At 37.0% G+C, this 20,803-nt stretch carries 21 protein-coding genes and 1 pseudogene; 18 read left to right on the top strand and 4 right to left on the bottom strand.

The features are described 5' to 3' along the window. Nucleotides 1-20 precede the first annotated feature (20 nt). The gene (gene tpiA, locus QJV33_RS00915) at nt 21-770 is read right to left on the bottom strand and encodes a triose-phosphate isomerase (protein WP_281461549.1); all 750 of its coding nucleotides are present in this window, start codon (nt 768-770) and stop codon (nt 21-23) included. Nucleotides 771-971: 201 nt separating this feature from the next. Here tpiA and QJV33_RS00910 point away from each other — a divergent pair, with 201 nt between their 5' ends. From QJV33_RS00910 to QJV33_RS00875, 8 genes and pseudogenes are all read left to right on the top strand, one after another. Continuing rightward, nucleotides 972-2,894 carry a peptidyl-prolyl cis-trans isomerase gene (locus QJV33_RS00910; protein ID WP_281461548.1) on the top strand — a complete coding sequence of 641 codons (1,923 nt, stop codon included), beginning with the start codon at nt 972-974 and terminating at the stop codon, nt 2,892-2,894. 18 nt (nt 2,895-2,912) lie between these two features. Further along, entirely contained in the window at nt 2,913-4,397 is a 1,485-nt protein-coding gene (trpE, locus tag QJV33_RS00905; protein WP_281461547.1) for an anthranilate synthase component I, read from the top strand. A gap of 71 nt (nt 4,398-4,468) precedes the next feature. Next, nucleotides 4,469-5,050: pseudogene (locus tag QJV33_RS00900) on the top strand (anthranilate synthase component II); the annotation flags it as partial. A 6-nt stretch (nt 5,051-5,056) separates the two neighbouring features. Next, complete coding sequence (gene trpD, locus QJV33_RS00895) at nt 5,057-6,157, top strand: anthranilate phosphoribosyltransferase (RefSeq protein ID WP_408869661.1); 1,101 nt, start codon at nt 5,057-5,059, stop codon at nt 6,155-6,157. A 15-nt stretch (nt 6,158-6,172) separates the two neighbouring features. Next, the gene (trpC, locus tag QJV33_RS00890; protein WP_281461546.1) at nt 6,173-7,030 is read left to right on the top strand and encodes an indole-3-glycerol phosphate synthase TrpC; all 858 of its coding nucleotides are present in this window, start codon (nt 6,173-6,175) and stop codon (nt 7,028-7,030) included. Between the two features lie 58 nt (nt 7,031-7,088). Beyond that, on the top strand, nt 7,089-8,024 hold the full coding sequence (gene lipA / locus QJV33_RS00885) for a lipoyl synthase (protein ID WP_281461545.1): 936 nt from the start codon (nt 7,089-7,091) through the stop codon (nt 8,022-8,024). Nucleotides 8,025-8,057: 33 nt separating this feature from the next. Continuing rightward, nucleotides 8,058-8,513: a type II toxin-antitoxin system RatA family toxin gene (locus tag QJV33_RS00880; RefSeq protein WP_281461544.1), complete on the top strand. Its 456-nt coding sequence runs from the start codon at nt 8,058-8,060 to the stop codon at nt 8,511-8,513. Nucleotides 8,514-8,668: 155 nt separating this feature from the next. Then, nucleotides 8,669-9,154: a hypothetical protein gene (locus QJV33_RS00875; protein ID WP_281461543.1), complete on the top strand. Its 486-nt coding sequence runs from the start codon at nt 8,669-8,671 to the stop codon at nt 9,152-9,154. A gap of 68 nt (nt 9,155-9,222) precedes the next feature. Here the strand turns inward: QJV33_RS00875 and QJV33_RS00870 are convergent, their stop codons facing one another. Further along, on the bottom strand, nt 9,223-9,720 hold the full coding sequence (locus QJV33_RS00870) for a CinA family protein (RefSeq protein ID WP_281461542.1): 498 nt from the start codon (nt 9,718-9,720) through the stop codon (nt 9,223-9,225). Between the two features lie 43 nt (nt 9,721-9,763). Beyond that, nucleotides 9,764-11,767, bottom strand: coding sequence for a lytic transglycosylase domain-containing protein (locus QJV33_RS00865; RefSeq protein WP_281461541.1), 2,004 nt, complete (start codon nt 11,765-11,767; stop codon nt 9,764-9,766). Nucleotides 11,768-12,017: 250 nt separating this feature from the next. On the opposite strand from QJV33_RS00865, the gene purB reads away from it, so the two are divergent. The 9 genes from purB to QJV33_RS00820 all read left to right on the top strand — a co-directional run bounded on the left by purB (nt 12,018) and on the right by QJV33_RS00820 (nt 18,885). Further along, the gene (gene purB, locus QJV33_RS00860; RefSeq protein ID WP_281461540.1) at nt 12,018-13,373 is read left to right on the top strand and encodes an adenylosuccinate lyase; all 1,356 of its coding nucleotides are present in this window, start codon (nt 12,018-12,020) and stop codon (nt 13,371-13,373) included. 134 nt (nt 13,374-13,507) lie between these two features. Continuing rightward, nucleotides 13,508-14,278 (top strand): phosphoribosylaminoimidazolesuccinocarboxamide synthase, encoded by a 771-nt coding sequence (gene purC, locus QJV33_RS00855; protein WP_281461539.1) that lies wholly within the window; start codon nt 13,508-13,510, stop codon nt 14,276-14,278. Next, nucleotides 14,279-14,521: a phosphoribosylformylglycinamidine synthase subunit PurS gene (gene purS / locus QJV33_RS00850; protein WP_281461538.1), complete on the top strand. Its 243-nt coding sequence runs from the start codon at nt 14,279-14,281 to the stop codon at nt 14,519-14,521. Then, entirely contained in the window at nt 14,518-14,910 is a 393-nt protein-coding gene (locus tag QJV33_RS00845; RefSeq protein WP_281461537.1) for a Rap1a/Tai family immunity protein, read from the top strand. The genes purS and QJV33_RS00845 overlap by 4 nt, the downstream gene beginning before the upstream one ends. Before the next feature lie 3 nt (nt 14,911-14,913). After that, on the top strand, nt 14,914-15,615 hold the full coding sequence (purQ, locus tag QJV33_RS00840; protein WP_281461536.1) for a phosphoribosylformylglycinamidine synthase subunit PurQ: 702 nt from the start codon (nt 14,914-14,916) through the stop codon (nt 15,613-15,615). Next, complete coding sequence (gene purL, locus QJV33_RS00835) at nt 15,612-17,819, top strand: phosphoribosylformylglycinamidine synthase subunit PurL (RefSeq protein ID WP_281461535.1); 2,208 nt, start codon at nt 15,612-15,614, stop codon at nt 17,817-17,819. Before purQ ends, purL begins: the two co-directional genes overlap by 4 nt. 5 nt (nt 17,820-17,824) lie before the next feature. Further along, the gene (locus tag QJV33_RS00830) at nt 17,825-18,055 is read left to right on the top strand and encodes a BolA/IbaG family iron-sulfur metabolism protein (RefSeq protein WP_281461534.1); all 231 of its coding nucleotides are present in this window, start codon (nt 17,825-17,827) and stop codon (nt 18,053-18,055) included. Nucleotides 18,056-18,076: 21 nt separating this feature from the next. Beyond that, a complete protein-coding gene (gene grxD / locus QJV33_RS00825; protein WP_281461533.1) occupies nt 18,077-18,406 on the top strand; it encodes a Grx4 family monothiol glutaredoxin in 330 nt (109 codons plus the stop codon). Between the two features lie 158 nt (nt 18,407-18,564). Next, nucleotides 18,565-18,885, top strand: a complete 321-nt coding sequence (locus QJV33_RS00820; RefSeq protein WP_281461532.1) for a hypothetical protein — start codon at nt 18,565-18,567, stop codon at nt 18,883-18,885. 6 nt (nt 18,886-18,891) lie between these two features. Here the strand turns inward: QJV33_RS00820 and QJV33_RS00815 are convergent, their stop codons facing one another. Further along, nucleotides 18,892-19,266, bottom strand: coding sequence for a YraN family protein (locus QJV33_RS00815; protein WP_281461531.1), 375 nt, complete (start codon nt 19,264-19,266; stop codon nt 18,892-18,894). A 99-nt stretch (nt 19,267-19,365) separates the two neighbouring features. Between QJV33_RS00815 and cls the strand changes: the two genes are divergently transcribed. Then, a complete protein-coding gene (cls, locus tag QJV33_RS00810; protein WP_281461530.1) occupies nt 19,366-20,802 on the top strand; it encodes a cardiolipin synthase in 1,437 nt (478 codons plus the stop codon). Nucleotide 20,803 lies beyond the last annotated feature (1 nt).

Below are 20,803 nucleotides of genomic sequence, written 5' to 3'. Positions count from 1 at the left end.
AAGAAAGAGATGTTTTTAAATTATACAAAATCTTGAGCAATTGTAACAAGTTGCAAAAAGTCCTCAGGGATTAAACTGACCCCACCAACCAATACACCACCCAGCTCGGAAATTGCAAAAATATCTTTTACATTATTTGGTTTAACTGATCCACCATATAATATAGGTGTTTTTTTACCATTTTCTCCATATTGAGCAACAAGTTTTTCACGAATAAACGAAATCACTTCGGCAATATCTTCATTTTTGGCGGATGCGCCTGTGCCAATTGCCCATACAGGTTCATACGCCACCAGACCATTAAACTGTTCTGGTAATGATCCTTTGATTTGATTGGCGATAACATCTTTATATTGATTGGATTCACGTTCTTCTTTTGTTTCACCAATACAAACGACAGGCAATAATCCAGAATTTTGAGCTGCAATTGTTTTTTGACTGACAAGCTCGTTACTTTCTTTATATTCGGCTCTACGTTCAGAGTGGCCTAAAATGACGTATTTTGCGCCAACGTCTTTTAACATTGCAGCAGAGATATTGCCAGTATATGCGCCTTTTTCAGCAACGTGACAATCTTGCGCTCCCAATGCATAAGGGGTGTTTTTTATGTGTTTTTGAATATGATAAAGTTGTGTAAAAGGGGGGCAAATTACAGTTGGGGCAAAATTTTTATTTTTTTCAGCATAAGCAAGTAACGCAGAAACAATATGATCGGCTTCTTCTGACAAGCCATTCATTTTCCAATTTCCAATAATGATTGGTTTAGCCATATTAAATGCTCCCTGTATGAATAATTAAAATATATGGATTATAAAGGTTCGATTTATAATCAAAAGATGTTATCATACAATATTATATTTTGATATAATCCAAAAGCTATAACATTTTTTTTGCAGCTTAATCATATATAGGTTATTGCTACATAATTACAGAGTATTTAATTCGCATTTAAATTATTTAGGTTACGTTACATGTTGTCTCGGTTAAGACATTTACTTATTGATTCATGGTTTGGGCGCGTTCTTGTTGGCCTTATCTTTCTTGTATTTATCAGTTGGGGTGCCGAAACTATTATCGACACTTGGTCTCATCGAGATAGTAATGTTGTGGCTTGGATTGGTGATAAAACCATCACATTGCAACAATTAGATTCGGCTGCAAATCTGCAACTGCAACAATATGCTGCACAGCAAGGTTTTTCCGACAAATATCAAATCCCTAGTGGTATGAGAGCGCAACTGGTTAACCAAGCTTTGCAAAAGTTAATTATTGAGAATAATTTAATTATCGCCGCTGAAAAATCAGGATTAACTGTTTCTGATGATGCATTGCGTAATTTAATTTTCTCTTTTCCAGCTTTTCAAAAAGAGGGGAAATTTGATCGGGAATTATTTAATCAATATATAAGGCAAACCAATCAAACCGAGCCCCAATTCTTAGAAATGTTGCGCAATCAATTAATGATCTCTGGATTAACGGTTCCCATCGTTTCTGGGGCATCAGCATCGGATATTATGGCAAAAAATATTTTTGCTTTCAGCAATGAAACAAGACAACTGAATTACATCCAAGTGCCATTTAATACTTATAAACCTGATGCAACGCCATCTGATGCAGTGTTGAAAAGATACTATGACAATCACTTGTCAGAATTTACTGTTCCTGAATACAGAAAGATCAAATTGATTTTTATCTCTCCTGAAACAGTTCAAAAAGGGGTGGAAGTATCAGATCAACAGGTTTCACAATATTATAACTCTAGAAAAAAAGAATTTCAAAAGCCTGAATCAAGAAATATTGAAATTATAACGGTAAAAGATCAAAATGCTGCTAAAGCAATAGCATCTTCTTGGAATAAAGATTCTTGGGAAAATATTCAAAAGCAAACTCAACAAAATAATGGCTTTGCCACAACATTAACCGAATTTACAGCCCAATCTTCTCCTTCTGCAGAGTTGGCTGATGCTGTGCAAAAAGCTGCTGTAAACACAGTATCTGCACCAATCAAAACGCCTATGGGATGGAGCGTATTTAAAGTAACTGGAATAGTTCCGCCTCATGAAATTGCTTTGGATCAAGTTAAAGATCAACTGAAGTCAGAGCTTATTCAAGCACAATCCAAACAAGATTTTCCAAGTAACATTAAAAAGATTCAAGATGTGTTGGCAGGTAGTCAAGGGCTGGACGAAGATCAATTAAGTAAACTGGGTGGGTTGGGAATCATTGCTGTGACAGGAACGTTAAACGAGCAAGGGTTAACATTACAAAATAATCCAGCACCACTTCCTTCTGATGAAAAAGTTAAAAAAACAATGCTGATGAATATATTCTCCAAAGCTAAAAATGCCCCAGCGTCTTTGATACAAGGTGAGAATAATATTTATTATGCGTTCATTGTAGAAGATATTTTACCAGCCCATCAAGAATCCTTTGAAAAAGCAAAAGATTTTGTTCTACAATCTTGGCAACAACAAAATATCAAGAGACAAGCAAATATTGCCGCAACGACAGTTTTTAAACAAGCTCAGGATACTCACAAACCGATCCAAGATTTAGGAAGTCAACAATTCTCAGTCAAGGTTAGTGACTCTTTTTCACGCCTGAATCCATCGAAGACTCTACCTGCTGAATTGCAAAGAGAAGCATTTTCAATGCAAGTTGGACAAACGACAATGGTTGAAGGTTCCGATAGTTTTTATGTAGCGTCTTTGAGTAATGTCAAAACACCGACACCTCAAGAAAACCCAGCAGCTTACAAAGAGTTAAAAGATAATTTAATGCAAGCAAATGGTGATGATATTTATTCAAGCTATGTTATTTTCGTGAATAAACAAGGAAAAGTAGACGTCAATCAAAAAGCTGTTGATGCGATTGTCAAACAGGGTAATTATTAAAAAAAGGACTATATTTCAGTGTCTTATGATGATTTTATAATTAATAAAAAACAGACAGTAATTTATACTGTAAAATCAGCTGATTTAATTACGCCTGTTTCTGCTTTTTTACAATTATCTACTATCGCAGGGCAAGACCCCAAAAATATATTTTTATTAGAAAGTGTTCAGGGAGGGGTCGCGCGCGCGCGTTATTCGATTATTGGATTATTGCCTGACATTATTTGGAAATGTCAGCAAGGAACGGTTTCAATCAATACAACCCCCTTAACTCATCCTGAACAATTTATTAAACAAGATATTCATCCGATTCAATCACTGCAACTCTTTATTGCAGAAAGTCAATTGGATATTCCTGAGGATATTCCACCAATGGTAGGGGGGATTTTTGGATATTTAGGATATGATATGGTCAGGCAAATGGAACATTTGCCTAATCCACCAAAGAATGATTTGGAACTGCCCGAAGGGATTATGATCAGACCCTCTGTCTTTGCTATATTTGATACGGTTCGTGATGAGCTGACATTGGCAGCTCCGTTAAGAGGTAAAACGGTTGAAGAGCAAGAACAAGCCAAGAAACGCCTTCAAAAAGCACAAGAGGCGCTGAATCAACCCGTTCCTTCAGATAAGAAGGTTGATAAAGCTGTCATTAATAAACCTGTTTCTACATTTACCAAAGATGAATTTAAACAAGCGGTTGAAAAAATTAAGGAATATATATTTGAAGGCGATGCCTTTCAAGTTGTGCCCAGCCAACGTTTTTCAATTCCTTTTAAATTCCCACCCGTAGCATTATATCGTTCTTTAAGGAAAATTAATCCTGCACCTTTTCTGTTTTGCTTGCAACTAGAAAATTTTGCTTTGGTTGGGTCATCGCCTGAAATCTTGGTTCGACTTCGTGATGGAACAGTAACAGTTCGACCGTTAGCTGGAACGCGTCCAAGAGGAAAAACACCGGAAGAAGATTTGCAATTAGAACAAGATTTATTAGCCGATCAAAAAGAATTAGCAGAACATTTGATGTTAATTGATTTGGGTCGGAATGACGTGGGTCGTGTCAGCGAAATTGGTTCAGTAAAAGTGACAGAGCAATTTGTTATTGAACGCTTTAGTCACGTGATGCATATTTCTTCTAATGTCGAGGGAAAATTAAAAGAAAATCTAACGGCACTTGATGCGTTGATCGCTGGTTTCCCTGCTGGGACTTTAACAGGTGCTCCTAAAATTAGAGCTATGGAAATCTTGGACGAAATCGAACATACACAGCGTGCGACTTATGCGGGGTGTATTGGATATTTTGGTGCTGATGGCAGTATGGATACCTGTATTGGGTTGCGAACTGCATTAATCAAAGATGAAACAATGTATGTCCAAGCAGGATGCGGTGTGGTTGCTGATAGCGATCCTGAAGCTGAATATGAAGAAACAAGACATAAAGCCAAGGCTTTGTTTCGTGCTGCTGAAGATGCGCATTTATTTGTTCCTGATATTGACCTCTAGGCGGATAAATCCAATATATTAACTGATTGAATAGATTGAAAAATGCAGATTTTATTGATTGGCAATGCCACATGATTTTATTTATCGATAATTATGATAGTTTTACCTATAATCTTGTCCAATATTTTGGTGATTTAGGATATGAATGTCAGGTATATCGCAATGATGCGATTACGGTCAAAGAAGCCATTGCATTACAACCAGAAGCTATTGTCATATCCCCTGGACCATGCAGCCCTTCCGAAGCTGGGATTTGCTGTGATTTGATCAAAGCTGCCGCACCAACCATTCCTATATTAGGGGTTTGTCTTGGACATCAAGCGATAGGGCAAGCCTTCGGTGCAAAAGTTGTAAAAGAAAAACCTGCACATGGTAAAATATTTCCTATTTTCCATACAGGTGAGGGCGTTTTCAAAGGATTGAAAAATCCATTAAAGGTAACACGATATCACTCTCTGGTAGTGCAAATGGATACATTACCAGATAGTTTTTTACCAACAGCATTCACAGAAGATCGTATTTTAATGGCTTTTCAACATAAAGAATTGCCATTACATGCAGTACAATTCCATCCTGAGAGTATTGCCTCTGAACAAGGGCATGAGCTATTACAAAATTTTATTGATTCCGCAAAAGAATGGAATAAAAAAAAAGTCTTAATTGAACAAAAAGATTTACCTTTTTTATTCACACCAATTCTACAAAAAACCTTGCAAGGGGAAAAATTCTCTTTGCAAGAAACAACAGAAATTTTTAATGCGATTTTATCTGGTGCGGTATCTGATACTCAAATTTCAGCATTCTTGATGGCATTGCGTATGAGAGAGGTCACTATAGAAGAGCTTGAAGGTGCAGTAAGATCAATGCGCCATCAAATGTTGCCTATCATTCCTTCTGATCCTTTGACAATGGATGTATGTGGTACCGGTGGTGATGGACAAAGCACATTAAATATTTCCACCGCAGTCAGTTTTGTTTTGGCTGCAATGGGTATCACTGTTGCGAAACACGGAAATCGAGCGCAGTCTTCTAGATCAGGAGGTGTTGATGTCTTAGGGGCGTTAAATATCAATCCTCAAGCAGATTTAACCATTTTAAAGCAACATTTAGATGAATATAAGCTATCATTTCTATCCGCTTTTGTGCACCATCCAGCATTAAACAAAATTAATGTTGTTCGCAAAGAACTGGGTATTCGAACGATTTTTAATTTGTTGGGGCCATTATCAAATCCTGCAAATGTTCGATATCAGATGATTGGTGTATATGATCCTAAATGGTTGGAACCTTTTGCAAAAGTATTACAAAATTTAGGGTCTAAAAGAGCATGGGTCGTTCATGGTCTGCTTGATGAAAATGAGCAAGGAGGGCAAGGTGTTGATGAAATTACCTTGGCTGGACCTTCTAAGATCATGGCTTTGGAAGATAATAAAATCATACCCGTAAGTCTATCTGTTCAAAATATACAAGCGGCTGGTTTAACGCTTGCGCCTTTGTCAGATATTGCAGGGGGGTCTCCAAAGGAAAATGCTGCTTCTATGCTTGCATTATTTAATGGTCAAAAAGGTGCTTATCGTGATACTGTATTAATCAATACGGCTATTGCATTGCATATCGTAAAGAATTATTCTCTAATCAATTCACGTGGGGAAATTGATCCAAATATTTTATGCAGTTTAATTTCCCAAGCTGCTGAGACGATTGATAGCGGTGCTGCGTTATCATTACTTCATAAAATTCAGCAAAGAAATTCAATTTAAACATTAGTTATTATTATGAGTGACATATCCAAATCCGATCCAGTGTTAAATGCTATTTTACAATCTGAACATGAATTATCAGATGTTCTAGTTCAAATTTGTGCTAGAACGAGAGCAGAAACAGAGCAAAAGACAAAAATCCAGTCTTTGAAAAATATTGCTGAAGAAGCCAAATCTAAAAAGACGCCAACCCGTGGGTTTGCACATGTTTTAAAAGAAAAAATGGCAAAAGGACAAATGGGGCTTATTGCTGAATGTAAGAAAGCCTCTCCTTCAGCAGGTGTAATCCGCCAAGAGTATGATCCTGCAATGATTGCCGTGCAATATGAAAATGCTGGGGCAAGCTGTTTGTCTGTATTAACAGAAAAAAGCTATTTTTATGGTAATAATGAAGATTTGAAAATTGCCAGAGATGCTTGTTCTTTGCCTGTTTTACGTAAAGATTTTATTTTAGAACCTTGGCAAGTCTATGAAAGTCGCGTTATTGATGCAGATTGTATTTTATTGATTTTGGCTGCATTAAAAGACCAAGAAGCGAGCGAATTGGTTGAGTTGGCAAAATGCCTTGAGCTTGATGTTTTGGTAGAAGTCCATAATGAAGAAGAGTTAAACCGCGCTTTGGCCTTAGATGTCTGTTTAATTGGGATCAATAATCGCAATTTAAGAACACTTCAAACCGATATTGCAGTGACTGAAGCCTTATCCCCATTGGTGCCACCTGATCGTATTATTGTTTCAGAAAGTGGTTTAAAAACATTTGATGATATTCGCAGAGTTCAAGCCGTAGGTGCAAGTGCAGTATTGGTAGGTGAAAGTCTATTATCACAACAAAATGCAGGGGCAGCAGTCAGGAATTTGCTTGGTTTAGGCTAAATTGTTCTTTATATTATTGTAAACTAGTTCCTAAAAATAGTTTACAAGGAAGTTATACATGACGTTCAGACGAATTCTTGTGCAACATGAGCAAAAGCAAACGGCTGCTCTTTTACCCAAACCAAGCTGGATAAAAGTTAAAGTAAATCAATCATCTGTTTTTAATGAAACAGATGATTTGGTTAAAACACATCAATTAAATACAGTTTGTACAGAGGCGGCATGTCCTAATATTGGTGAATGTTGGACAAAACGTCATGCAACAATTATGATTTTGGGTAGCGTTTGTACTAGAGCTTGTGCTTTTTGTAATGTGACAACGGGAAAACCTTCACCTATTGATCTAGAAGAGCCTGTTCGCACAGCATTAATGGTGCAAAAATTAAATCTGCGTCATGTTGTGATTACTTCTGTTGATAGAGACGATCTGAAAGACGGTGGCGCACAACATTTCGCTAATGTTATTACTGAGATCAGAAAACTATCCCCATCAATCACCATTGAGATTTTAACCCCTGATTTTTTAAGAAAAGAAGGGGCGTTAATCACTATATCTGCCGTTCAACCTGATGTATTTAATCATAACATGGAAACTGTTCCCAGATTATATCCATCTATTCGCCCAGGGGCTCGTTATTTTCAATCCTTAAGAATTTTATTTGAAATGAAACAATACCAACCGAATGTTTTTACAAAATCAGGAATGATGTTAGGACTGGGCGAAAGCAAAGAAGAAGTTATGCAAGTGATGGATGATTTGCGTTGTGCGCAGGTTGACTTTTTAACTTTGGGTCAATATTTGCGTCCAACCTTGAAACATGCTGAGGTTAAACGATATGTAACTCCAGAAGAGTTTGAGGAATATAACCATATTGCAAAATCCAAAGGATTTTTGATGGTAAGTTCTTCACCTTTAACGCGTTCTTCTTATCATGCTGATGAAGATTTTAAAATTTTACAAACTAAACGACAATCAACGCACTTATCAAATTAATATTATTTAAAAAAGAGTTAAAGAAGAATAAATATGCCTACTCATGCTGAAAAACGTCTTATAACTTATAGCCCTGAACAAATGTTTGATCTAGTTGCAGCTGTTGATTTATATCCAGAATTCTTACCTTGGTGTACAGGGGCACAAATTCGTTTTAAAGATAAGGAATTATTGTTGGCTGATTTAAAAGTAGGATTTGGTCCATTCAAAGAAGTATTTGGTAGTCGTGTAGATTTATTTAGGAAAGAAAATAAGATTGTTGTGACTTATGACCGTGGACCCTTAAAATATTTGAGTAATCAATGGCTATTTCTACCTGCTTCACAAGGATGTATGATTGATTTTTTTGTTGATTTCGAATTTAAATCTAAGATTATGCAAAAAGCAATGGGCTTAGTTTTTAATGAGGCTGTGCAAAAAATGGTGACTGCATTTGTCAAAAGAGCTGATTTCTGTTATGGTAACAGTAACAAAAACACACAGAGATAAAGAAAAAATATATTTAGTAAATATTCAGCTATCCACTTGTAATTTTTTAGTGTTATAACTACATCTGTAACAATCGTTTTGTTCAACAATAGAATAAATTGGTATATATAGCTTTATAATATTAGTTTTTCTTGTATGAAAGTAAGAGGTTAATTATGAATTCTAGTTTCAAACTATCCCTTTTTGCTGCAGCTCTAGCATTTACAGTTCCAAATATTGCAATGGCTGCTACTGCTCAACACCAAGATGCTCATAAATATTTCAAAGGGCATCGTCACAGTAAAAAAGTGGCAAAACATAGTAAAACAAACGTTGCCAACCAAAAATCTATGCAAGGTGACCAAGAAACAGCTGATTTGAACGCACGCAGTTTACAGGCAGTTCAAACAGTAAATAATGGTGGAAACCCAAATGCTGTTCAACAAGTTGTTCCAAATCCAGAAATGCAATTACCTCCAAGCGCAAGAGTGCCTTTGACAGGTAATCAAAATACCAGAACATTAAACGGTGACAGCCTACAAGATGCAACTCGTGTTAATAATGGTCGCGTTGTTATTGCACCAGGCACAGGCAATACAGTTGCTCCGCCTCCTGCACCAGGCGCTGTAAATCCAAATAATATGCCTCCAGCACAATACTAATTTTTATAAAGCTATTATTTTAAAAAGCCTCTTCATCATTAATAGTGAAAAGGCTTTTTTGTTTATAATTAGAATGAAAGCAACATTAATTTGATGGTTTGAATAACGGTTTTCAGTCTTATTTCCTCTCTATTGCCTGAAAAATTATATTGGTAAGCAATTGCATTTTGTCCCTTTTTTTGAAGGGCTATCCACACTAAGCCAACCGAATTTTTCATTGAGGGATCAGGTCCTGCAAACCCAGTAACGGAAACAGCAATATTCGCTTGAGGTGCTTTTTTTAACGCTCCAATAACCATTTCAAGAGCCACTTGCTCGCTAACAGCACCGAATTGATCTAAACTTTCTTGTTTAACTTCTAAAAGAGCGACTTTCATCTCATTAGAATAAGTCACAAATCCGCCTTCTATATAAGCAGAAGATCCGGGCAAATCTGTTAAATAACCACTAATCAAGCCCGATGTACAGCTTTCTGCCGTTACAAGTTTAAAGTTAGATGCCTGACAAAATTTGGAAAATTCTGAACATAAAGAGGATAATTGATGGTGTAAATAGTCACTATTCATAAAATTGTATCCTCTTTGGTTCATTTATTTTAATTAATGTTGATTAATTTTTTGTTTGATAGATAATCATATTTTCAATCACTCTTTGAACATAATTTCTTGTTTCAGTATAAGGAATTTGCTCTATCCAATCAATCAACTCATTTTGTGCATCAGGGTTGCTTGCGGGATCACCATATTGCATAATCCACTGTTTTACTCGATTGGGTCCGCCATTATATCCAGCCACGGCATAAGGAATAACATTGTTAAAGCGAGCAAGTAATTTTTCCAGATATGCAGTTCCTAGTTTAATATTATTATCTGGCACAACTAAATTGCCTGGTGATCCCATTTTAGCTGGTAATCCAATTTGAACAGCAACTTCTTTGGCGGTAGACGGCAAGAGTTGCATTAATCCATAAGCATTAGATGGGCTGACAATAACAGGGTTAAAACTACTTTCTTGCCTCATCACACCCAATTCTAATCCTGAAGGCAAATTTGATGCTGGAATAGTATAAGGGCGAGGCCATCCATCTTGTAATAGAATAATGCCTTTTGCTCCAGAATAACGAGCGATTGTTACAGCATCATCTGCTAAACCCATTTGATTAGATACTCTGGCATTGATGGTTTGTTCAACTGTTGAAGTGCTTACTTTATTTTGTGCAAGTAAAAACGGACGCGCATGGGCAAGATCATTTTGTGCAACCAATATTTGTGCAGCTTGTACTAACTCATTATTTTTGAAAGAATTTAACTCAGCAGAAGACCATGAAGGTTCTTTGATAGCTGATAAATATTTAGTCACAGCACTAGAGATAAGTGATGGATCTAAAATGACGCTACCCTTATGAATATTTTCCAACTCTGCAATTGCCATTTGTCCATAAAAGCAGGTTGGATATTGCGCTGCTTGCTGCCAAGATTCTCTGGCAGAAGAGGCATTATTCATATTCTGATAGGCACGACCCAACCAATAATAGCCTCTGCTGGTTGTAATAACAGAACTTGCTTGTGTTAATTTTTTAAAATAACCAATTGATTCCGAGGCTTTATTTAGTTTTCTTAAAGCGATCCAACCTGCTAAAAATGTTGAATCGTATTCGCAACTGTTATTGTTGCACGCATTAACGGATGCCAAGGCATAGGCTGTTTTATTATCGCCATTATCTAACAAAGAACGGATAAGGCTATTTCGTTCAATCCAAAAACGTTTTTGATCGGAGTTGCGTTCTGTTTGTAATCCGATATCTTGCCATAATTTCGCAGCTTCATCATTTCGGTTTTGTGATCTTAACCAACGTAAGCGTGCATAAACTAATCCTGGAGTTTTTAATTCAGATCTGCTCAAAGAAGCTATTATACTTTCTGCTGTTGGTTGTTGTCGGCGCAAAGCAATAATTGCAAAAGCAATTTTTTGTTCCGATAATTGTAGATATTGTATTTGCTGGGAGGCTGCCGATAAAAGACCACGAGATTCAAGCATATTAAATCTTGCCCATTGATCTTGTGCATTAAAATGATCTGAAAATGCAGCATTGACTATTTGTGCATCAGTTGCTTTTGTAATCGAATGTGTCCATGCGTCTTTTGCTTGTTGAATTAAATGATTACTCATTTTTGATTGTTGTGCACAAAAAGACAATGCATCTGCTGTCGTAATAGATTGGTTTTGACAAATATTATCAATGATATTTCTATTGGTTTCCGTCAGCAATGCTTGTTGCATTTTTTTCAGAAAGATTTGATGGTTGGGCCATGTGGGATTTTGACTTGTAAATTGCGTATAAGTAGACGCATCTCCTCCATTAGGTTGTAAAAGTTGTAAGTATAAATTAACTTTTTCTTGCACCGTCGCATTAGCAGCCAAACCAACACCCACATTTCCATTTTTAACTGAGAATGCTTGCGGGATTGTAGAATACAAAGATGGAGCATTTTGCTGTTGTGTAGATGGTTGAGATTTAACAGGATTACTGCTGCTACATCCAACAAGTGTCATAGAGAAAACAGTTAAAACTGTTGTCAGGTTAAAGAAAGATTTTATTGTTGAAATGTGCATTTAAAAATCGACCCTAGATAAAAATAAATATCAATTTAAATAAGTTGCTTAGTGGAGTATTCGAGTTGTCCTGAATGATAATAAGCAGATCACACTTATTTTAAAAACATGTTTAAAATAAGTATAATACTATTTTGCAAAGTCTATTCCATAAATATTTATTGAATGAAATATAAAATTCTGGATGAAAGCTATAAAAATTATGATATAACTTTTTTTTAAGCTATCGACATAGAAAGGAACGACGGGGATGATACCGCGTTATAGCCGCCCAGTAATGACTGCGATTTGGGCACCTGAAAATCGTTATCGTATTTGGTTTAAAATTGAAGCATTAGCCTGTGAAGCTATGGCCAAATATGATTTTATCCCTAAAGAATCTGCAAAAAATATCCGTGAAAATGGCGACAAAGCCATGGCTACATTCAATGCCGAAGATGTTGCTAAAATTGATGCTATTGAAGCAAAAGTACGTCACGATGTGATTGCTTTTTTAACATGGCTTGCTGAAAATATTGGTGAAGATAGCCGTTTTGTGCATATGGGCATGACATCATCCGATGTATTAGATACCTGTTTATCTGTTCAATTAACTCAGGCTGCTGATATTTTATTAGAAGATTTGGATAGAGTTTTGGAAGCATTAAAAAAACGTGCTTTTGAACATAAATATACCCTAACGATTGGACGTAGCCACGCCATTCATGCAGAACCGGTGACTTTTGGTTTAAAATTAGCAGGATATTACGCAGAATTTGCTCGTAACAAGGCGCGTTTATTACAAGCACGTCAAGAAATTGCAACTTGTGCGATTTCTGGTGCAGTCGGAACCTATGCGCATATTGACCCAAGAATAGAAATTTATGTTGCTGAAAAACTTGGTCTAAGTGCAGAACCTGTTTCAACTCAAGTTATTCCACGAGATCGCCATGCAGCTTTTTTTGCAACATTGGGGGTTATTGCTAGCTCTATTGAACGTCTAGCAATCGAAATTAGACATCTTCAACGTTCTGAAGTGCGTGAAGCAGAAGAATATTTTCATCCTGACCAAAAGGGGTCTTCTGCAATGCCACATAAACGCAATCCAGTATTAACAGAAAATTTGACTGGCTTGGCTCGTATTGTTCGTTCTCATGTCGTTCCAGCGATGGAAAATGTAGCTTTATGGCATGAACGTGATATCAGCCATTCTTCTGTTGAACGTATGATTTGTCCTGATGGCACGATTACCCTTGATTTCGCATTAAATAGACTGGCCAGTGTTATTGAAAAATTGGTTATATATCCTGAACGTATGCAAGAAAATATCGAAAGTCTTGGTGGTGTCGTTCATTCTGGTGAAGTCTTATTGGCATTGGCTCGTGCAGGATTATCAAGAGAGCAATCTTATCGTATTGTTCAACGCTCAGCGATGGAAACTTGGACAAAATTAGGAAAGCCTGAAGGTAAAAGCTTTAGAGAGAATTTAGAGAGTGATCCTGAAATCACTGGGCGCATTGATTCTTCGATCCTAGATAAAGCAATGGACGGCAGCATGCATGTTCAAAACCTAGATCACATTTATCAAAATGTTTTTGGTGAAACAGGACCTAAACCAAAGAATTAATTATCTTTGATAAAATAGCTTGTAAATCAAGCTATTCTGTCAATATGATATTTATGATATTAAATAATACTGAAATGATGCATTAGACATTATTTAATTGTTACAACATTATTACGATATATTAAGGGACATATATGACCCGCCGTAGACAAATTTATGAAGGTAAGGCAAAAATCCTCTATGAGGGGCCAGAACCTGGAACAATCGTTCAATATTTCAAAGATGATGCCACAGCTGGAAATGGTGCCAAAAAAGGGATCATTACAGGCAAAGGTGTTTTAAATAATCGCATCAGCGAATATTTAATGTCTCAAATTGAAGATATTGGCATTCCAACCCATTTCATTCGTCGGTTGAACATGCGCGAACAGTTGGTTAAAGCTGTTGAAATTATTCCACTTGAAATCGTTGTTCGCAATGTAGCTGCTGGCAGCATTGTTAAACGTTTAGGGTTAGAAGAAGGTCTGCGTCTACCTCGTCCTTTGGTTGAATATTACCTTAAAAATGATGATCTCAATGATCCGTTGGTATTAGAAGATTATATCACCGCATTCAATTGGGCGACCGTTCAAGAAATGGACGAAATCGTTACTTATACGCTCAGAATTAATGATTTCTTAAGTGGCTTGTTGCTTGGCGTTGGTATCAAATTAATTGATTTCAAACTGGAATTTGGCAGATATTGGAAAGATGATGAATCTCATATCGTTCTAGCTGATGAAATTTCACCAGATAATTGTCGTTTTTGGGATATTGAAAGTGGCGAAAAGCTGGATAAAGACCGTTTCCGTCGTGATCTTGGTAAGGTTGAAGAAGCCTATCAAGAAGTGGCGCGTCGTTTAAAAATTATACCAGAATCAAATATTGAATCCCTTAAAGGTAAAGAAGGCTTGGAGAGTATCTAAATGAAAGTTCGTTTAATTATTATGTTAAAGCAAGGGGTTTTAGACCCTCAAGGCAAAGCAATTAATCATGCGCTACATAATTTGTCTTTTCAAGAAGTTCAAGATGTTCGTGTAGGTCGTGTTGTTGATCTTGAAGTCTCTGAAACCTCTCCTGAAAAAGCCAAGGTCAGAGCTACGGAAATGGCTCAACAACTCTTGGCAAATGGCGTGATCGAAGACTTCCAAGTTGAGGTTATGGCATGAACACAAAAACAATTTTTCTTTTAGCTGGGTTTGGATTGATGGCAGTTTTTGGTGTTCAATCTGCGCTGGCGCAAAGAGTAACTCCCTTACAAACAGGTAAATTTTTGCAAATCTGTAAAAATACAAAATCTTTGCAAGCCTGTGATGCTTACATCAGCGGGATCGCAGATTCTGTTGCATATGCTAAAATGTTTGCAAAAAACCAAGGGGATGCCAATGCACCTGCTGGTTTTTGTATTGCCACCAATGTTTCTGGTAAAGAAATGAGAAGCAAAGTTATTGCTTGGATGGATGGTCACTCAGATAAATTATCTCAACCTGCTGGGGCATCTGTATTCACGGCATTACATGATGCTTATCCATGTCCTTCTATGAAAAATGGAAAATAGATCATGAAAATAGGTATCGTTGTATTTCCAGGTACCAATCGCGAACGAGATATGGTTATCGCTTTTGAACGTGTGACAGGGTTTACCCTTCAAATTATTTGGCATCGTGAAACAGCATTACCACAACTTGATATGGTTGTTTTGCCCGGTGGTTTCAGTTATGGGGATTATTTACGTTGTGGTGCAATGGCGGCACATTCTCCCATCATGCGTGAAATCCAAGCCTTTGCACAAAAAGGCGGATATATCATGGGTGTTTGTAATGGTTTCCAAATCTTGACTGAAGCAAACTTATTGCCAGGTGCGTTACTGCCGAATGCAAGTCTAAGATTTCTTTCCAGAGATTGTCATTTGCGTATTGAACGTAATGACACTGCCTTTACCAAAGGGTGGAGGCAAGGGGACGTTTTCAGAACAGCTACAGCACACGGGGATGGAAATTATTTTTGTGATGCTGAAGGATTGAAGCGTCTTGAAGGCGAGGGGCAAGTTGTATTTCGTTATACCTCTCCAACAGGAGACATTGATCCATTGAACTCTGATTATAATCCTAATGGCAGCATTAATGCCATTGCTGGGATTGTCGATCAAACAGGTCGTATTTGTGGGATGATGCCCCATCCAGAAGATATGGTTGACCCTTTAATGGGTAGCGAAGATGGAAAACCTCTTTTCCAAGGAATCATGGAGACATTAACACGATGAGTAAAGCAGAGCTTATTGTAAATGAAGAACTTGGCAAAGAATTCGGTTTATCAGCAGATGAATATGCCAAAGTATTAACCATCATGGGCAGAACCCCTAGCTTGACAGAGCTTGGTATTTTCTCGGTAATGTGGTCTGAACATTGCTCTTATAAATCTTCGAGAGCATGGTTGCGTAATTTACCAACAAAAGCACCTTGGGTGATACATGGTCCAGGTGAAAATGCTGGTGTCGTTGATATTGGGCAAGGTTTGGCTGCGATTTTTAAAATGGAAAGCCATAACCATCCCTCATTTATTGAACCATATCAAGGTGCAGCAACGGGTGTTGGCGGTATCTTACGTGATGTCTTTACGATGGGTGCGCGTCCTGTTGCGAATTTAAATGCGTTACGTTTCGGTAGTCCCGATCATCCTGCAACCCGTCATATTGTTGATGGTGTTGTTCGGGGTATTGGTGGTTACGGAAATTGCGTTGGCGTTCCAACGGTTGGTGGTGAAGTCAACTTCCATGCCAGCTATAATGGCAATCCATTGGTCAATGCTATGAATGTTGGTATTGCCAGGCAAGATCGCATTTTTCTTTCCGCTGCTGCTGGTGTGGGTAACCCTGTTATTTATGTTGGTTCAAAGACTGGGCGTGACGGTATTCACGGGGCGACGATGGCATCGGCTGAGTTTGATGAGGATGCGGCATCAAAACGCCCAACCGTTCAAGTCGGCGATCCTTTTGTAGAAAAACTATTAATTGAAGCTTGTCTTGAATTAATGGCAACCGATGCGATTGTTGCTATTCAAGATATGGGTGCAGCTGGCTTAACTTCTTCTGCAGTTGAAATGGCAGGTAAGGGCGGTGTCGGTATTGAGCTAAATCTTGACCATGTTCCTCAACGTGAAGAGCATATGACAGCCTACGAAATGATGTTGTCAGAAAGTCAAGAACGGATGTTAATGGTTTTACGTCCTGATCGTACTGACCTTGCAAAAGAAATCTTTGAAAAATGGGAATTAGATTTTGCCATTATCGGTCACTTAACCGATACAGGTCATATTGTCATTAAACATCATGGTCAAATTGAAGCTGATATTCCGTTGGAACCTTTGGCTGATGAAGCCCCATTATATCATCGTCCAACAGCACCTTCACCTAAGCCAGAACCTTTAGGTTCACTTGACGTTGATGTCAGTATTGAACAATCTTTAATTAAATTATTAGGATGCGCCGATCTTGCATCTCGTTCTTGGATTTGGGATCAATATGATAGCACGATTGGTGGGCAAACCGTTTATCGTCCAGGTCAGGCCGATGCAGCAATCATTCGCGTTGATGGAACTCAAATCGGTCTTGCATTAACCACTGATTGTACTCCTCGTTACTGTGCTGCTGATGCATATCAAGGTGGCGCTCAGGCCGTTGCGGAAGCATGGCGTAATATCACAGCAACTGGTGCAAAACCGTTGGCGGTGACTGATAATTTGAACTTTGGAAATCCAGAAAAACCAGAAGTGATGGGACAGATTGTTGATGCGATCGAAGGAATGAAAGATGCCTGTAATGCGCTTGACTTCCCAGTGGTAAGCGGTAACGTTTCATTATATAATGAAACACGTGATGCAAATGGCGAAAATATTTCTGTATTACCAACACCTGCTATTGGTGCCTTGGGTGTAATTGACGACGTTTCTAAAACAATCGGAAATGCTTTCAAAGCTGATTATGATCTTGTTGTCATTGGCGCAACCAAAGGTGAGTTAGGGCAGACTTTATGGTTAAGAGAAATCTTAGGCAAAGAAACAGGAAATCCACCTCAAGTCGATTTACAAGCCGAACGTCGTAATGGTGATTTTGTCAGAGAACAAATTGCAAACGGATTGGTTGCAGCTTGTCACGATGTTTCTGATGGTGGATTACTTGTGGCTGTTGCTGAAATGGCAATGGCTGGAAATGTTGGTTGTACTTTAGATGTTCCAGAAGTGGGAATGCGTCCAGAGGCATATTGGTTTGGTGAAGACCAAGCGCGATATTTGGTCATGACATCCAAAAAAGACGCGCTCTTGCAAGCAGCCAAAGCACAAAATATTCCAACACGCGAAATTGGTTGCACAGGTGGGGACAGTCTTGTCATGCCTTCTGGAGCCGTAATGACGATTACAAGAATGAAAACCGCTTCTAAAAGTTTTTTTGAAAAATTAATGAAAGTCTAGTTATAATGGATGTATCTGAAATTGAAGAACGCCTAAAAACAGCTTTTCCTGATGCAGATATTGATGTTGGTGCTTTGAAAAAGGACGGCAGGCATTTTTACTGTAAGATTTCAGCAAAAGAATTTACTGGCAAAAATAAAGTTCAACAGCATCAGTTAGTTTACAAAGCATTAGGGGACTATCTTCAACAAGACCTACATGCTTTGGCTTTACAAACTGAGGCTCCTTCAACCTAATATAGCTATTGGAAAAAAGTAATGAGTAATCCTGTTTTTGATCAAATTAAAAATGTAATTGATTCTAATGATGTTGTTTTGTTTATGAAAGGCACAGCAGACTTTCCAAGTTGTGGGTTTTCTGCAAAAGTGACGCATATCCTTTCAGATTTAGGGGTCTCTTTTAAAGATGTGAATATTTTAGAAGACGATTCCTTACGCCAAGGATTAAAAGAATTCTCAAGCTGGCCAACTTTCCCTCAACTTTATATCAAAGGTGAGTTGGTAGGTGGTTGTGATATCGTCAGAGAAATGTATGCTTCTGGTGAGCTAGCTCAACTCTTAAAAGAAAAATCCATCGCTTGCAATTGACTTTAGTATCATAAATGCAACATAAGGAGAAAAATTAAAAAAAAATGATTTTTCTCCTTGTTCATATGTATCCAAAAATGAATTTATAAGTTAGCTTCTTAACGTAATTATGTAATCCGTCAGCAGTTAGTATATATATCGTTAGAGAGTCAATTAATATGGTCAGACATTTCAAAAAAACAGTTTGTTTCCTTTTTGGTGCCGTCGCACTTGTTTCCTTATCTCCATCTCCTGCAAAAGCACAACATATTGTTACAGAAACAGAAGCTGGTAAATTAACACTTGAATCTTTAACTGCTGCACCAGTTGTTCATCATTACAAAGCTAAAAAAGTTTCATATAAAACTTCTGGTAAAAATCATAACAAACTTGTAAGAAATGTCTCTTATAAGCAAAAAGGCAATATTTCTGTTAAAAACGCTGTTTACAATTCTTCTTCCCATAAAAAATCCTCTGTAAAACGCCATCATCGCAGCTAATTTTTGCTAAAATTCATTTAGAATAATATTTTCGAAATGTTCAATTTGACCTAATTGATTAATTGTTATCAGGTCAAATTGGATATTTTCTATTTCAGGCTGATAAATTTCTAGATAATAATTCGCTGCATTGAATAATCGTTTTTTTTGTTTTGCACTGATTGCCGTTAATGCATCACTCATTTTTTTTCTTGCTTTTACCTCAACAAAAAGTAACCAATCCGTTTTTTGTGCAATCAAGTCGATTTCCCCAACAGGGCTACGAAATCGTTTATATATGATATTCCATTGAAGATTCATTAAATAAGCTTCAGCCATATTTTCTGCCGATAATCCCTTATTATATGCAAGAAATCCTAAATTTTGATTGCTATTTTTCATCTTGATATTTTATCATAAAACCACATTGTTTTTAGAATAAAAGATCATATTTAGTCCAATATTACGAATAAATATTATTAAAATCGAAGGCCTATCAAAATGCATGTGTTTTACACATATTTATTTTTAACTGATTTTAAACAAGATTGGTTTTTAGCTGTTCTGAGATTCACATTGATATTATTCGTTATATTTCACGTACTAAGACATGTTCGGGATACAAGAGCCGCCATTGGATGGATTGGTTTTTCTTTGATTATGCCGATTACAGGTTTTATTTTATATGTCATGTTTGGTGTAAACCGTGTTGTTCGACGTGCGCAAAAACTTGTAAATAATAGACCTTGGCACAATAAATTATTAAGTAATATGACACGTTACTATATCAAAGGACATTTTTACCCTTTGGCAAAAGTAGTGGAAGGATTTACGCAGCGCCCTTTATTAATGGGGAACGAGGTGGAACCTTTGTTCAATGGTGATCAAGCCTATCCTGTTATGCTTGAAGCAATTAATTCAGCAAAAGTATGTGTGTTTCTTTCTTCTTATATTTTAAGGAGTGATAAAACAGGTAAAATTTTCGCAGATGCATTAATTACAGCCCAACAAAGAGGTGCAATTGTTCGGGTTCTCGTTGATGGAATAGGAAGCGGTTATTTCTATTGCCCAATTGCTAAATATCTTAAAAAAAATGGTATTACGATTGATCGCTTTATGCATTCTTTTTTGCCATGGAAAATGCCTTTCATTAATTTAAGAACGCATAAGAAAATTCTGGTTGTTGATGGAACAATAGGATTTTTAGGTGGGTTAAATATCGCTGGGGAAAATATTCTTTCTAATCAACCTAAAAATCCAGTTTCGGATACGCATTTTAAAGTTACAGGAACAATTGTCCATGAGCTAACAGAGGTTTTTTTACAGGATTGGTTTTTCATTACAGCCGAAGATTTGAATAAAAAGAGCTTTTATCCAGCGATTGAAACAAAAGGCAATATGATTTGCCGTATTATAACAGCTGGACCAGATACGGATATGGAAAAAATAAAATATACGATGATGCAAGCTATTAGTTTGGCCAGAGAATCCATTCGTATCATGACCCCTTATTTTTTACCCGATGATCGTTTTTTATCTCTTTTATGTTTGGCAGCAATCAGGGGGGTTAATGTTGAGATCATTATTCCAGAGCAAAGCAACCAAATTTTAGTTGATTGGGCAAGAAATATAAATAACATTATACCTTTGCAATTTGGGTGTAAAATTTGGTTGGTAAAAGCACCTTTTAATCACTCAAAATTAATGGTTGTGGATCGTGTATGGTCTTTTGTTGGCAGCTCAAATGTTGATATGCGTAGCTTGCGGTTAAATTTTGAAGTTAACATGGAAATATATCACAAAGAATTCGCACAAACTATAGATGATTTTATGGGCTCTCACCGTCATCGTTTATTAACTTTGGAAAAATTAAATAACAGACCCGCACTGGCAAAATTCAGGGATGCAATAACCAGACTGTTATTACCATATTTGTAAA

Origin of the sequence: Commensalibacter nepenthis (genome assembly GCF_029953305.1) — a bacterium.
Lineage (GTDB): Bacteria > Pseudomonadota > Alphaproteobacteria > Acetobacterales > Acetobacteraceae > Commensalibacter > Commensalibacter nepenthis.
The sequence above is the reverse complement of the archived record's forward strand: the minus strand, read 5'-3'. Positions and strand labels throughout refer to the sequence as shown.

What these genes read in the sequence shown, in the direction of transcription:
- tpiA (WP_281461549.1), bottom strand. Translation starts at nt 770, where the DNA reads ATGGCTAAACCAATCATTATTGGAAATTGGAAAATGAATGGCTTGTCA.
- QJV33_RS00910 (WP_281461548.1), top strand. Translation starts at nt 972, where the DNA reads ATGTTGTCTCGGTTAAGACATTTACTTATTGATTCATGGTTTGGGCGC.
- trpC (WP_281461546.1), top strand. Translation starts at nt 6,173, where the DNA reads ATGAGTGACATATCCAAATCCGATCCAGTGTTAAATGCTATTTTACAA.
- lipA (WP_281461545.1), top strand. Translation starts at nt 7,089, where the DNA reads ATGACGTTCAGACGAATTCTTGTGCAACATGAGCAAAAGCAAACGGCT.
- QJV33_RS00880 (WP_281461544.1), top strand. Translation starts at nt 8,058, where the DNA reads ATGCCTACTCATGCTGAAAAACGTCTTATAACTTATAGCCCTGAACAA.
- QJV33_RS00875 (WP_281461543.1), top strand. Translation starts at nt 8,669, where the DNA reads ATGAATTCTAGTTTCAAACTATCCCTTTTTGCTGCAGCTCTAGCATTT.
- QJV33_RS00870 (WP_281461542.1), bottom strand. Translation starts at nt 9,720, where the DNA reads ATGAATAGTGACTATTTACACCATCAATTATCCTCTTTATGTTCAGAA.
- QJV33_RS00865 (WP_281461541.1), bottom strand. Translation starts at nt 11,767, where the DNA reads ATGCACATTTCAACAATAAAATCTTTCTTTAACCTGACAACAGTTTTA.
- purB (WP_281461540.1), top strand. Translation starts at nt 12,018, where the DNA reads ATGATACCGCGTTATAGCCGCCCAGTAATGACTGCGATTTGGGCACCT.
- purC (WP_281461539.1), top strand. Translation starts at nt 13,508, where the DNA reads ATGACCCGCCGTAGACAAATTTATGAAGGTAAGGCAAAAATCCTCTAT.
- purS (WP_281461538.1), top strand. Translation starts at nt 14,279, where the DNA reads ATGAAAGTTCGTTTAATTATTATGTTAAAGCAAGGGGTTTTAGACCCT.
- QJV33_RS00845 (WP_281461537.1), top strand. Translation starts at nt 14,518, where the DNA reads ATGAACACAAAAACAATTTTTCTTTTAGCTGGGTTTGGATTGATGGCA.
- purQ (WP_281461536.1), top strand. Translation starts at nt 14,914, where the DNA reads ATGAAAATAGGTATCGTTGTATTTCCAGGTACCAATCGCGAACGAGAT.
- purL (WP_281461535.1), top strand. Translation starts at nt 15,612, where the DNA reads ATGAGTAAAGCAGAGCTTATTGTAAATGAAGAACTTGGCAAAGAATTC.
- QJV33_RS00830 (WP_281461534.1), top strand. Translation starts at nt 17,825, where the DNA reads ATGGATGTATCTGAAATTGAAGAACGCCTAAAAACAGCTTTTCCTGAT.
- grxD (WP_281461533.1), top strand. Translation starts at nt 18,077, where the DNA reads ATGAGTAATCCTGTTTTTGATCAAATTAAAAATGTAATTGATTCTAAT.
- QJV33_RS00820 (WP_281461532.1), top strand. Translation starts at nt 18,565, where the DNA reads ATGGTCAGACATTTCAAAAAAACAGTTTGTTTCCTTTTTGGTGCCGTC.
- QJV33_RS00815 (WP_281461531.1), bottom strand. Translation starts at nt 19,266, where the DNA reads ATGAAAAATAGCAATCAAAATTTAGGATTTCTTGCATATAATAAGGGA.
- cls (WP_281461530.1), top strand. Translation starts at nt 19,366, where the DNA reads ATGCATGTGTTTTACACATATTTATTTTTAACTGATTTTAAACAAGAT.